Source organism: Microbulbifer sp. CAU 1566 (assembly GCF_023156515.1).
Lineage (GTDB): Bacteria > Pseudomonadota > Gammaproteobacteria > Pseudomonadales > Cellvibrionaceae > Microbulbifer.
The window spans coordinates 1065235-1078228 of record NZ_JALNMG010000001.1 but is presented as its reverse complement, the minus strand read 5'-3'; the positions used below and the strand labels follow the sequence as shown (position 1 = coordinate 1078228).

General features: G+C 58.9%; 13 protein-coding genes. 6 read left to right on the top strand and 7 right to left on the bottom strand.

The features are described from left to right. Positions 1 to 438: 438 nt before the first annotated feature. A complete protein-coding gene (locus M0G74_RS04520; protein ID WP_248215047.1) occupies positions 439 to 2118 on the top strand; it encodes an NAD(P)/FAD-dependent oxidoreductase in 1680 nt (559 codons plus the stop codon). 133 nt (positions 2119 to 2251) lie between these two features. On the opposite strand, the gene M0G74_RS04515 is transcribed toward M0G74_RS04520, so the two are convergent. Beyond that, positions 2252 to 2452: a CPXCG motif-containing cysteine-rich protein gene (locus tag M0G74_RS04515; RefSeq protein WP_248215046.1), complete on the bottom strand. Its 201-nt coding sequence runs from the start codon at positions 2450 to 2452 to the stop codon at positions 2252 to 2254. Between the two features lie 412 nt (positions 2453 to 2864). On the opposite strand from M0G74_RS04515, the gene M0G74_RS04510 reads away from it, so the two are divergent. The 3 genes from M0G74_RS04510 to M0G74_RS04500 all read left to right on the top strand — a co-directional run bounded on the left by M0G74_RS04510 (position 2865) and on the right by M0G74_RS04500 (position 6361). After that, positions 2865 to 4037 carry a phosphoglycerate kinase gene (locus M0G74_RS04510; RefSeq protein WP_160152246.1) on the top strand — a complete coding sequence of 391 codons (1173 nt, stop codon included), beginning with the start codon at positions 2865 to 2867 and terminating at the stop codon, positions 4035 to 4037. Between the two features lie 203 nt (positions 4038 to 4240). Next, positions 4241 to 5305 carry a class II fructose-bisphosphate aldolase gene (gene fba, locus M0G74_RS04505; RefSeq protein WP_160152247.1) on the top strand — a complete coding sequence of 355 codons (1065 nt, stop codon included), beginning with the start codon at positions 4241 to 4243 and terminating at the stop codon, positions 5303 to 5305. Positions 5306 to 5383: 78 nt separating this feature from the next. Next, entirely contained in the window at positions 5384 to 6361 is a 978-nt protein-coding gene (locus M0G74_RS04500) for an alpha/beta hydrolase (protein WP_248215044.1), read from the top strand. A gap of 21 nt (positions 6362 to 6382) precedes the next feature. Here M0G74_RS04500 and rarD read toward each other — a convergent pair whose 3' ends face one another. Together rarD and serA are read right to left on the bottom strand one after the other, a co-directional pair. Continuing rightward, positions 6383 to 7297 (bottom strand): EamA family transporter RarD, encoded by a 915-nt coding sequence (rarD, locus tag M0G74_RS04495; RefSeq protein ID WP_248215043.1) that lies wholly within the window; start codon positions 7295 to 7297, stop codon positions 6383 to 6385. A 182-nt stretch (positions 7298 to 7479) separates the two neighbouring features. After that, entirely contained in the window at positions 7480 to 8727 is a 1248-nt protein-coding gene (gene serA / locus M0G74_RS04490) for a phosphoglycerate dehydrogenase (RefSeq protein WP_248215041.1), read from the bottom strand. Positions 8728 to 8894: 167 nt separating this feature from the next. Between serA and M0G74_RS04485 the strand changes: the two genes are divergently transcribed. Continuing rightward, entirely contained in the window at positions 8895 to 9557 is a 663-nt protein-coding gene (locus tag M0G74_RS04485; RefSeq protein ID WP_248215039.1) for a fumarylacetoacetate hydrolase family protein, read from the top strand. Positions 9558 to 9579: 22 nt separating this feature from the next. Here the strand turns inward: M0G74_RS04485 and M0G74_RS04480 are convergent, their stop codons facing one another. From M0G74_RS04480 to M0G74_RS04465, 4 genes are all read right to left on the bottom strand, one after another. Continuing rightward, a complete protein-coding gene (locus M0G74_RS04480) occupies positions 9580 to 10374 on the bottom strand; it encodes a GNAT family N-acetyltransferase (RefSeq protein WP_248215037.1) in 795 nt (264 codons plus the stop codon). 15 nt (positions 10375 to 10389) lie between these two features. Continuing rightward, positions 10390 to 10830, bottom strand: a complete 441-nt coding sequence (locus M0G74_RS04475; protein ID WP_236250549.1) for a DMT family transporter — start codon at positions 10828 to 10830, stop codon at positions 10390 to 10392. A gap of 1 nt (position 10831) precedes the next feature. After that, on the bottom strand, positions 10832 to 11512 hold the full coding sequence (locus M0G74_RS04470) for a nitroreductase family protein (RefSeq protein WP_248215030.1): 681 nt from the start codon (positions 11510 to 11512) through the stop codon (positions 10832 to 10834). A 90-nt stretch (positions 11513 to 11602) separates the two neighbouring features. Continuing rightward, positions 11603 to 12223, bottom strand: coding sequence for a Crp/Fnr family transcriptional regulator (locus M0G74_RS04465; RefSeq protein WP_248215028.1), 621 nt, complete (start codon positions 12221 to 12223; stop codon positions 11603 to 11605). 239 nt (positions 12224 to 12462) lie between these two features. On the opposite strand from M0G74_RS04465, the gene M0G74_RS04460 reads away from it, so the two are divergent. After that, positions 12463 to 12987, top strand: a complete 525-nt coding sequence (locus tag M0G74_RS04460; RefSeq protein ID WP_160152255.1) for an asparaginase — start codon at positions 12463 to 12465, stop codon at positions 12985 to 12987. Positions 12988 to 12994: the final 7 nt, after the last annotated feature.

Here is a 12994-nt window from a genome sequence, read left to right as displayed (position 1 = left end):
TTGTTGGCTCTTATGTTCGGGTGTATTCCGGTGTGCGTTCGGAGCCGGCGCGGCCGGGGATCTCCCGGCAATGCCGCTCGGCGTGAGGCCGAAGCGTTTTTTATAGCGGTCACCGGCTGTGACTGCAATGGGGCTGGTGGCGTACCGGGATGAGATGAGGTGGCGCTTACGGGGACAGAGAGTGAGATATTCCTGCTTTCAGAAAAAAATTCCCGTTTTTTTGTGGTTATTAAAAAGCCAGTTTCGAGGTGGTTGAAGCGGGTTTTTGACGAAAAAGTGACCTTAAAACAAGGGTTTATCATGTTTGTAAGTACTTAGTTCCGCATTTTTAGCCAAAACCGAACAAACATTCCATTTTCCTGTGTGCTCTGTAGAATGGCGCAAAAAATAACTGCTGGGACGTACATCCCAGTTTTGACCACTCACAGGAAAAAAATCATGAGAAGCCGCAAGTCCCTCTCCCCCATTGCGGGGTTGTTGCGCCGTATGCGCGTCGCCCAGGCACTTTCCGATAAAACCGGAATTTCTGCCGATGAAAGTCTCGATATCGTGACCGAAGGTGCGCGTCTGGGTGGCAAGGCGGCTTCTACTGAAGAGCGTCGTCGCTTCCTGAAGCAGCTGGGTATGGGCGCTGCTGCGGTGGGTGTTGGCGCGGCTGCCGGTACGGTATCCAAGCCGGTGATGGCGGCGCCTGGCGGTGGTAATGGCGACGGCAAACCGGGCCGCGTGGCGATTATTGGTGGCGGTGTTGCGGGTATTCGCTGCGCCCATCGCCTGCAGCAGTACGGCATTGCCAGCACCGTATTTGAAGGTAATACCCGCCTGGGTGGCCGGGTGAATACCAACCGCACTATTTTTGGCCGTCCCGTCGAGCGCGGTGGCGAGCTGATTTCTACCGAACACAATGGCGTGCGCAATCTGGCGAACGAGCTGGGTCTGGATGTGGAAGACGTCAACGGCAACGCGGTGCCGGGCGGCAGTGAGCTCTATTACGTCAATGGCCAGCACTACACCGAGCACCAGCTCAACGAAGAGTGGCGCGACGTCTACAAAATCTTCAAAAAGGTACAGCAGGATGCCCCCTGGCTGCCGACCTACGACTGGCACAATGACACCCACAAGGCGCTCGATTACATCGACTCCAACAGCTGGATGGATCAGGTCGGCATCGGTGCCAGCTCCAATATGGGGCAGGTATTCCAGGCGGACCTGGTTGCCGAGTACGGCCTGCAGCCGGAAGACCAGACGGCCCTGAACCTGATCTACTTGCTGGCCTGGAACCCGATCAACAGCGCACTGCCGCTGGCGGGTACCGACGAGCGCTTCCGTATTGCCGGTGGTAACGACCAGATCTGGAGCAAGATGGTCGAGCAGCTGCCGGAAGGCACCATCGAAACCGGTCGCAAGCTGGTGGCGATCAACGGCAGCATCGATGGCCCTTACACCCTGACTTTTGAAGACGGCTACGTACACAACTGCGACAAGCTGGTACTGGCCTTGCCATTCTCCCTGCTCCGGGATGTGGATATCGAGCCGGCGCTATACGACAGCTTCCGCCCAGAAAAACGCATGGCCATCGAACAGATGGCATTTGGTACCAACGGTAAAATGGCGATTCATGCCAGCAGCCGTCCCTGGGCACAGTCGCAGTACATCAACGGTCAGCAGTTCACTACCAATGGCGTGAGCTATGTAGGCCGCCCGGAGTTGTTTGATACCTGGGACTCCACCTCTATCACCGGCTCACAGGACGGTATTCTGGTGAACTTCTTTGGAGGTAACTACGGTGCGAACCTCGGTGGTAGCACACCGTTTGCGGCACCCAAAAACGCTGATGTAAATCACTTCCTGAATATCGTCGACAACTTTTTCCCGGGCACCGGCGCCGCCTACACCGGTACCGCGATGCAGTCCAAGTGGTCTGCGAATCCCTGGTCCAAAGGTTCCTACTCGACCCCGACCTTCGGTAGCTACACCTCCTGGTGGGGCGCGCATCCGTTGCAGGAAGGCAATATCCACTTCTGCGGCGAGCACACCGAGCTGGAAACCTTCGGTTACATTGACGGTGCCGTGACCAGTGCCGAGCGTGCGGCGCGCGAGATTCACCAGACCGCATAACGCTTTCCATCTCACAGGATGCAAAAAGGGCCGCGGGTGAAAACCCGCGGCCCTTTTTGTTGTTCTTGTTGTTCTGTTGTTGCCCCTGTTAGGGACCCTGTTTTAGCGGGGATAGTTTTAACATGACCAATGGCTAGACGTCGTTTTCGTGTTTCAGCTGCACCTGCCAGTCCCCCTCCATATCCACACTCACCAGCACCTGGATTGGCCGGCAGCACACGGTGCAGTCTTCGATGTAATGGCGGCTGCCCCCCGATGTGTCGATCAACATCAGGATGGATTCGCCACAGTAGGGACACTGGGCGCTGAACTCTTCTACCCGGGCTGGTTGCATCGCTTGCTCCTGTTTCTTTTTGAATACTAGTCGCATACCCGGGGGCCGGCTCAGGCGCGCGGGATCTCGGCGGTGTATGTCTGTCCGGGGAGGCGAATTTCTCCGCGGCGGGGCGCTGGTAGGCATTTTTTTGCGTTCTTGTAAAAATGACAGCGCTATCACCATGATATCGATAGTGTGCGGTAATTCATTTACAAAACGGATTGATATACTCCGCGCCGCAGCACCGATTTCTGGTACCCGGGTTCCTGCTCCGCGAATGCGCTCTCCGGGTGACCGCGCCGCAACCATCTCCCTCTGCATTGTGGGCAGGGGGAATCGCAACAGCTTATAATCCGCGCCCGCTTCCGGAGTAGTACCCACATTTTTCCGGGTAAGTGAGTATTCAGTAACCAGCAACAGAGGATTGGCTATGGCGGTTAAATTGATGAAGGACCAGGATCTGGCGGGCAAGCGCGTCCTGATCCGCGAAGACCTGAACGTTCCGGTAAAAGACGGAGCGGTCACTTCCGATGCGCGTATTCGCGCGGCACTGCCGACCATCCAGGCCGCTGTCGATGCCGGGGCCAAAGTCCTGCTGATGTCTCACCTGGGCCGTCCCACTGAGGGCGAGTACGAAGAAGAATTCTCCCTGGCGCCGGTCGCGGCGCACCTGGGCAAGCTGCTGGGCAAAGACGTGCCGGTAGTGAAAGACTGGCAGGGCGGCGCGGAACTTGCTTCTCTGGAAAATGGCGATGTAGTCCTGCTGGAAAACGTGCGCTTCAACAAGGGCGAGAAGAAAGACGATGAAGCCCTGGCCAAGCAGTACGCGGCCCTGTGCGATGTGTTCGTGATGGATGCCTTCGGTACCGCCCACCGCGCCCAGGCCTCCACCCACGGTGTGGCCAAATTTGCGCCTATCGCCTGTGCTGGCCCGCTGCTGGCGACGGAGCTGGATGCACTGGAAAAAGCCCTGGCCAACCCGGCGCGCCCGATGGTGGCCATCGTCGGTGGCTCCAAGGTCTCCACCAAGCTGACCGTGCTGGAGAGCCTGTCTGACAAAGTGGACCAGCTGATTGTCGGCGGCGGTATCGCGAATACCTTCCTCGCAGCCAGCGGCAAGCCGGTAGGCAAGTCCCTGTGTGAACACGACCTGATCGACACCGCCAAGGGCCTGATGCAGAAATGCGACATCCCGGTACCTACCGATGTGGTGACCGGCAAGGAGTTCAGTGAATCTGCCGCGGCCGAGACCAAGTCCGCAGATGCGGTAACCGAAGACGACATGATTTTCGATATCGGCCCGGACTCCTCCGCGGCGCTGGCCGATATTCTCAAAAGTGCCAAGACCATCATCTGGAATGGCCCCGTGGGCGTGTTCGAGTTTGATCAGTTTGGCGGCGGTACCGAGCGTCTGTCCAAGGCCATTGCCGACAGCGACGCCTTCTCCATTGCCGGCGGCGGTGACACCCTGGCGGCTGTGGATAAGTACGGCATTGCCGAGCAGGTTTCCTATATTTCTACTGGGGGTGGTGCATTCCTCGAGTATGTGGAAGGCAAAGTACTGCCGGCAGTGGCCATGCTGGAAAGCCGCGCCAACGACTGATTAGCAGTACAGGTTAGCAGTACAGACACCAGTAGCGGAGCGGGCTCCAGAGCGAGCCTGCTTCGTCAGCGACCTGTTTTCGATGTTTTTTCGATGTAGAAGTACCCAATACCTAAAAAGAGATGCGACCGGCAATTCGTCAGGAATCGCACACCAGCAGTAACGATTTATCCAGCTAAATTTCGACGAGAAAGGGTTTTTTCATGGCTTTAATCAGCTTGCGCCAAATGTTGGACCACGCTGCCGAGTTCGGCTACGGCATTCCAGCGTTCAACGTCAACAACCTGGAGCAGATGCGCGCGATCATGGAGGCGGCCGATGAAACCGACTCTCCGGTAATCGTGCAGGCCTCTGCCGGTGCCCGCAAATACGCCGGTGCCCCCTTCCTGCGCCACCTGATTCTGGCCGCAGTGGAAGAGTTCCCGCACATCCCGGTGGTCATGCACCAGGACCACGGCACCAGCCCCGCGGTGTGCCAGCGCTCCATCCAGCTGGGCTTCAGCTCGGTAATGATGGACGGCTCCCTGATGGACGACGGCAAAACCCCGGCGTCTTACGAGTACAACGTTGACGTAACCCAGCGCGCGGTGGCCATGGCCCACGCCTGCGGTGTTTCCGTAGAAGGTGAACTGGGTTGTCTGGGTTCCCTGGAAACCGGCATGGCCGGCGAAGAAGACGGCGTTGGTGCCGAGGGCAAACTGTCCCACGACCAGCTGCTGACCGACCCGGAAGAAGCCGCGGACTTCGTCAAGAAAACCCAGGTGGACGCCCTGGCGATTGCCTGTGGCACCAGCCACGGCGCTTACAAATTTACCCGCCCGCCCACGGGTGACATTCTGGCCATCGACCGCATCAAGGAAATCCACGCGCGCATTCCGGACACCCACCTGGTGATGCACGGTTCTTCCTCCGTGCCGCAGGAGTGGCTGAAGGTGATCAACGAATTCGGCGGTGAGATCCCGGAAACCTACGGTGTGCCGGTGGAGCAGATCTGCGAAGGCATCAAGTACGGTGTGCGCAAGGTCAATATCGACACCGACCTGCGCCTGGCGAGCACCGGTGCCGTGCGCCGCTTCCTGGCCCAGAACCCGTCCGAGTTTGATCCGCGCAAATTCCTCGCGGCCACCACCAAGGCCATGAAGGACATCTGCGTGGCCCGCTACGAGGCCTTCAACACCGCCGGTAACGCCAGCAAGATCAAGCCCGTGAGCCTTGAGACCATGTTCATGCGCTACGAGAAAGGCGAGCTGGTACCCAAGATCAATTGATCGTTGTGGTTTATCCGGCGTGAAAAGGGCGAACTTCGGTTCGCTCTTTTTCGTTTAAAAATGCAGTACTATTGAGTCATGGACTTGCTGCAAGAATTTAACGCTGTTGACCCCAGCCCGGTGATTCGCCGCCCGGATTATTCCGCCCTGCGGAGTCAGCTACCGGCACTGGATTTCGCCTGCGACCAGCCCCTCCCCGAGTCGGTTATTTCTTACCGCAACTTCTATCGCCTGAACTTTCCCGAATCTTCCGCTACCGGCATCGGCACCTTCAAATCCACCGGGTTTGAGCTGGTGGCCCAGTACTGGCTGGTGGAAAACCCCAGGGGAACCCTGTTCATCTGCCACGGCTATTTTGACCACACCGGTATATACGGTGCAGCCATCCGCTTCGGTCTCGAGCGTGGCCTCAACGTGGTGGCCGTGGATTTTCCCGGGCACGGGCTCTCCAGCGGTGAGCCGGTGGCCATCGATACATTTCTGCAATACCGGGAAGTACTGGAAGCGCTGCTGCGCAAAGCGAAAGGGAAAATGCCGGAACCCTGGCACGGCATGGGGCAGAGCACCGGCGGTGCGACACTGCTCAGCTACCTGCAATTCAGCCTGTGGCAGCCATTCGACAAAATCATGTTACTGGCGCCGCTGGTGCGGCCGGCACGTTGGCATCTGCGCAAGTGGATGTTCTACCTGGGGCGCTACCTGATGCCGCACCCCAGCCGCGGCTTCAATATCAATACCCACGACGCCGAGTTTTCCCGCCGCCAGGCCCACCGCGACCCTTTGCAGTCGCCGGTGATGTCGATTCGTTGGCTGGGCGCCATGGTCGACTGGTTGAAGGTGTTTCCGAAAACCGCCCGCAACCCCAAGTCGATCCTGGTGATTCAGGGCACCGACGATGGCACCGTGGACTGGCGCTACAACATGCGCGTCATTCGCGACCGCTTTCCCAACAGCAAGCGGGTGATCGTGCGCGGTGCCCGCCATCAGATGATCAATGAAACCCAGCCCTACCGGCAGCAGATACTCAAGGCGCTGGACGACTGGCTGGCCCAGTAATCCGCGCCAGCTTCCCCGACCTCAAATTCCCTTATTTCTCAGTGCGCGGCGTTTGCGCCGCTGCTGCAGTGCGTCGACAGAATAAAAGGCCAGCGCCATCCACACGAACGCAAAGGTGACCAGTTTGCCGCTATCGAAAGGCTCGTGATAGTGCAGGGTTGCCAGCAGGAACATCAGGGTCGGGCCCAGGTATTGCAGGAATCCGATGGTCGAGAGATTGAGTCGGCGCGCAGCGATATTGAACAGCAGCAGCGGTGTCAGGGTGATGGGGCCGGCCAGAAGCAGCAGGCCATTCAGTTCCCAGCTGTTATTGAGCAGGTTACTGGTGGGGCTTGAGGTCCAGAACAGAAAGCCCAGGGCAACCGGCAGCATGTACATGGTTTCCACGGCGAGGCCGGTAAGGCTGTCCACCGGTGCCCGCTTGCGTACCAGTCCGTAAAAGCCGAAGGTGAATGCCAGGAACAGCGCAATCAATGGCAGCCGCCCGAACTGCCACAGTTCATAGGCAATGCCCACCGCGGCCAGAGCCACCGCCAGCCACTGCAACGGCCGAAGTCGTTCGCCCAGCACCGCAACCCCGAGCAGCACACTGATCAGCGGATTGATGTAGTAACCAAGGCTGGCATCCAGCAGATGCTGGTTGGTGATGGCCCAGATAAACACCAGCCAGTTGCTGCCGATCAGGATCGTCGACAGCAGCAGGGTCAGCATTTTTTTGCGCGAGCCCAGTGTCGCGCGCAGATCCGGCAATTTGCCGATGGCGGCCAGCAGGATCAGGGCCAGGATAAACGACCAGACACTGCGGTGGCTGAGAATTTCCGGAGCGGAAATACCGTCAAGCAGATTGAAGTACAGCGGCGCGAATCCCCAGATCAGGAAAGCGCCGATGCCTGCCAGCAGTCCAGCGGCAGCCGAGTCGGAATTCTGGTTTTGCACTTGGAGTCGCCTTGGCCCGGCGCGCAGCAAACATCGCTGGGCAGTGAAGTCGAGCCGTTAATTCGGGAAGAAAGAAAAGAAGAAACCCGGGCGGCGGGTCGCCGTCCGGGTTTGCGAGAGTCTATCAGATGATCGGGCGGTCTGGCAGCGCTGCGGAAGGCCGCCGTTTCAGACCCGGTGTATCAGAAGAGCACGCGGCAGCGCAGAGTGCCGGGGATATTCTTCAGTTTTTCCAGTGCCAGATCCGAGTACTCCGCGTCCACATCAATTACCACGTAACCCACAGTCTCATTGGTCTGCAGGAACTGGGCGGAGATGTTGATACCGTTTTCGGAGAACACCTGGTTGATGGCACCGAGCACGCCGGGCACATTCTTGTGGATGTGCAGCAGGCGGTGGGTGCCCACGTGGCCCGGCAGGGCAACTTCCGGGAAGTTCACCGAGCTGGTAGTGGTGCCATTGTCGGAGTAGAGCGCCAGCTTGTCGGACACTTCGACACCGATATTTTCCTGAGCTTCCACTGTGGAGCCGCCGATGTGCGGCGTTAGCAGGGCATTGTCGAGGCCGCGCAGCGGGGAGAGGAACTCGTCGTCGTTGCCGCGGGGTTCCACCGGGAAAACGTCGATGGCGGTGGCCGCCAGATGGCCGCTCTTCAGCGCTTCCGCCAGTGGTTCGATTTCCACCACGGTGCCGCGGGAAGCATTCAGCAGGATGGCGCCCTTCTTCATTTTGGCGATCTGCTCGGCGCCGATCATCCACTTGGTAGACGGCAGCTCCGGCACGTGCAGGGAGACCACATCAGACTGTGCCAGCAGCTCGTCCAGGCTGTTGACCTGGGAGGCGTTGCCCAGGGGCAGTTTGGTGACCACATCAAAGAAAATCACGCGCATACCGATGGCTTCGGCAAGCACCGAAGTCTGGGAGCCGATGGCGCCGTAGCCAACGATACCCAGGGTCTTGCCGCGGGCCTCGTAGGAACCCACCGCAGACTTCTGCCAGCCACCGCGATGGCAGACCATATTCTTCTCCGGAATACCGCGCAGCAGCATAATCGCCTCGGCGATCACCAGCTCGGCTACGCTACGGGTGTTGGAGTAGGGCGCGTTGAATACCGCTATGCCGAGCTCGGTAGCGGCTTCCAGGTCCACCTGGTTGGTGCCGATACAGAAGCAGCCCGCTGCGATCAGCTTAGGTGCATTCTCCAGCACCTTGCGCGTCAGTTGGGTACGGGAGCGGATCCCGATAAAGTGGGCGTCGGCAATCTTCTCAATCAGTTGGTCTTCTGGCAGCGCGGTCTTGATGTATTCCACGTTGGTGTAGCCGCGGGAAGTCAGCAGTTCCACGGCGGACTGGTGGACGCCCTCCAATAGCAGGATTCGGATTTTGTCTTTCTGAAGAGACTCTTTCGGATGAGAAGCGGATGAAGCCATATCGGATCTCTTGGCCGTGCGCGATGACGGAACCATCGCGGCAGATTTAGCTAAATAGTGCGATTAGTCAGTTGAAGACCGCCGGGAGTCCGGCGAGGTCGGCATCATAACACAAGGGCTTTCCAAAGCTTTATACGCAATGTGTATCCTAGGTATCGAATTTGGTTATGTATAAGCATCAATTTACCTGCAATTCTCCTGTAGACCTGCCTCTGGGCAAGATAGTGTGCGTGGGGCGCAATTACGCCGCTCATGCGGAGGAGCTGAACAACCCCATTCCAGAAGAGCCGTTGCTGTTCATCAAGCCGGCAACGGCGGCGGTGTCCATGGGCGAGCCAGTGCACCTGCCGCGGGGCCGCGGCAGCTGTCATTTCGAGGGCGAGCTGGCGCTGCTGATCGGCGAGAAGCTGAGCGATGCCAACCCCGCAGATGTACCGCCGGCGATTGCCGGGCTCGGCCTGGCACTGGATCTGACCCTGCGGGAGCTGCAGTCGAACCTGAAGCAACAGGGGCAGCCCTGGGAAAAGGCCAAAGGGTTCGACGGCGCCTGCCCGCTGTCGCCGTTCGTCAAGCTCGACTGGCTGCCGGACTGGGATAACCTGACCTACACCCTGTGGCTGAACGACGAGGTGCGCCAGCGGGGCAAATCCAATCATATGTTGACGCCAATACTGGATCTGGTGGCCTATATCAGCAGTTACTTTACCCTGCTGCCGGGTGATGTGGTGCTGACGGGCACCCCCGCGGGTGTCGGTGAATTACAGGTCGGTGACCGCGTTGCCATGGGGCTGGAGGAGGACTGGCTGCGGGTGGAAACCTCGGTGGCTTGATCCGCAGCCCGGGCGTGAATTTCTAGTTCCGCCGGTAGTTGGTAATCAAAAACCGGGACTTGAATCCGAGTTGCCGGTACAAACCCTCGCCCATGGTCGATGCCTGCAAGGTGGCGTAGCGGGCACCGGTTTGCCTGCAGTGGTTTAACAGCTGCTGCATCAGTGCGCGGGCAATACCGCGGCCGCGGTAGGCTTCGGGCACGCCTACCTGGTGGATGCCGATGACGTCGCCGGTGCGAAACAGCAGGGCGGTGGCTACGGCAACACCTTTCTGCTCCGCCAGCCACAAGCTGGTCTCTGGGTTGGTCGCCGCATTGGCCATGACCCCGGTATCAATCTCGTAGCCAAAGGCATCGCTGCATATCCGCACCCAGTGTTCCAGTTCTGCCGCCGACCGCACCTGAGTCAAATTCAGGGCGCTGTCGGTGGGGGCTGGTTGCCACTGTGCCAGTTCCAAATGCATGGCCCGCTGTTCACTGCCAATCTTGAAACCGGCATTGTGTAACGGTGTACCGAGCTCCGCAGTGGCGTCCCATATCGGTACTGTCGCCGACGGTGGCAGGCTGTTGAAAATATTCGCCAGAGTCTCGGTCGGCGGCACTGAATCCGCTTCAAACCAGTGCCGGTAGGGCCAGCGGTGGCAGGCGTAGAGTTGTGTTGACTGCTCTCTGTAAGCGCGCTGCGCCCCCATAACGCGCCACAAAGTGGTCAGGTTATCGATGTTGGCCTGGTCCAACTGATTCTCTGCAGTTTTCTCTTGCAGTGAGGGCGTGGCTGGGTTTCTGTCGCTGCTGTCCGTTACGTTAACCTTCTCCATGATTGCTTCCGTTATTCATTCCCAATTAATCAAAACGATGCCTGACATCAGCGCCATGACCCCCATTCCACGCAGGGCGGAAATCGGTTTGGTGGGCAGGTCGAACCAGCCAAAGTGGCTGGAGATTACCGCGACCAGAATCTGCCCGGTGAGGGCAAATGACATCATGCTGCCAACGCCCATACGCGGAATCAGAAAATAGAAAAGGCCGACGCCGAAGGCACTGAGCAGGCCGCCAAACCACAGGTACCAGGGCACGCTCTGAATGGTGGCCAGGCTCGGGTAGTGCCGCACCGACACCGCGATCGCCACTACCGATACCAGGCAGCTGACGGCAAACGCGATGGCGGTACCCAGCAGGGAGCTGCGCAACATTACCCCGAGCTGTGCGTTGATACTGGCCTGAACAGCGATTGCCGCACCGGCCATCAGGGCCAGGGTTGCCAGGGCGTACACGCTAAATAACCTGTGCGAAATCGTTTGCCGGCAGGCGTACTTTGGCGAGCGACGCATGGTCATCTTCCGGGTGGCGCCGACCCAGTGCGCACAGTGCCGTTGCGGTGAGGCCCTGCGTGGATAGACCCAGAACCTGATCAAACCCCTGCGCCTCGAACCCGGTCATGGGGCAACTGTCGATCTGCATACTCGCCGCCGCGGCGAGTAGTGTGCCCAGTGCCAGAAAAACCTGTTCCCGTGCCCAGCCCGCGCGCTCGACCGGTGTCATGCCGTCGATGACACTTTTCATATGACGGGTCATACCGCTGCGCGCTTCCGCCGACAGCGGGCGGGTACTTTCCATTAGCGACATATAGCGTTCAACCGTGTGGTCTCCGACGGCCGTTTCTGCCGCAAGCACCAGCAGGTGGGAGCAGTGCAACACTTTGTCCTGTCCCATGGCGTGGGGGAGCAGACGCTCGCGCACCGCCCTGGAGTCCACCTGAATCAGGCGGTAAGGCTGCAGGCCGTAAGCCGAGGCGCTCAACCGGGTGGCCTCGATCAGGGCTTCGATATCCTTCGCAGGCAGGCGCTCATCGCTAAACCGCCGCACGGCGTAGCGCCATTGCAGCGCGGATAACACGGGCAGCGCGGTCGAAATGGGGGACGTGGGTAAATCTGGCAACGCGGTCAACGCTTGCATCGCTCTCTCCGGGATTGGTCACTTGAGTAACGGGAGCGCACAACTCCCCTGAACGCGGTGCAGTCTAGGGAGCCGGAGGCGGAGAGGCATTTACATAGGTTGATTCGTCAGCAGGTTTTTGCGAATCCGGCTCAACTGGGTCGGGGTGACCCCCAGGTGGGAGGCAATGTGATATTGCGGCAGGCGCTGGGCCAGGCTGGGAAAATCCTGCAGGAAGCGCTGGTAGCGAACACTGGCCTCATCCTGTACCAGGGCGACTTCGCGGGGTTCCTTATCCATTAGCCAGTGCCGCTCCAGGTAGTGGATATGGTAGAGCTTGAGGTCTTCCCGCTCGTTTAATAAACGGCGGTAGCCGGCGTGGTCAATTTCGATAATGGCGGAATCTTCCAGCGCGTCGATGGTGTAGAGCGATGGTTGCTGTTTCAGCAGGGCTGTCATGGAACCGGGGAAGCGCCCCTCGGGGAAAAAGTTCTTGTTGTACTCGGCACCCTTGTCGTCCAGCACATAGACTCGAAAGAGTCCCCGGTGCACATAGGCAAAGGAGCGGGGGATGTCGCCGGCGGAATAGAGCTCTGCGCCTTTGCGGATTTCGTGCCAGTTACACAGCGCCCGATAGGCTGCCCAGGTCGCATCGCTCAGCGGATAGTAGCTGTGCAGCGTATTGCGCAGGGCGATAAACGCCGCCTCTTCCGGGGACAGAAACGCCGGCATGGTATTCCTCAGGTTTTGGGTTATAGGTTTTGGGCTACAGGTTTTAGGCTATAGGTTTTAGGCTTTGGGTTTCGGGCCATTTGGTGGGGCGCCGATTATAAAATGCTGCTCCCTGCGCCCCCAGCGGAATTTCCCGGTGAGATTGGGAGATGGCGCGACCGCCAATGGAAACTAAGATTGTCCCATTCCAAATCCCCCTCTAAGATGCGCGAAACTGTACTCATTCAGCGGGAAAAACGATGACAGATATCAACCAGAAGACCACCATCCGCATCCTGACCACCGGTGGCACCATCGAAAAGAGCTACTGCGAATCCGAGGGCACCCTCAAAAATCGCGCTTCTATCATCCGCGACGGTCTGATTGCCAGTCTGCGCCTGCCCTATACCCATCTCGAGCTGGAGAGCGTGCTCAACAAGGACTCGCTGGAGATGGATGACAACGATCGCATGCAGATCTGCAATGCCATCGCCAGCACCTCGGAGCACGGCGACCCAATCGTCATTCTCCACGGTACCGACACCATGTCCGTCACCGCCGACTACTGCTACAAGCAAATGGGAACACCCAAAGTGCCGGTGGTGTTCACCGGGGCCATGAAACCCATGGGCTTCATCGATTCCGACGCCCGTCAAAATGTCACCGAAGCCCTGTTAACTGCCCGCCTGATGCAGCCCGGTTTCTACATTGCTTTCCACAACCGGGTATTCAGTATTCCCGGTGCGCGCAAGAACCTGGAAACCGGCACCTTTGAAGCCTTCTAGGTTTGCG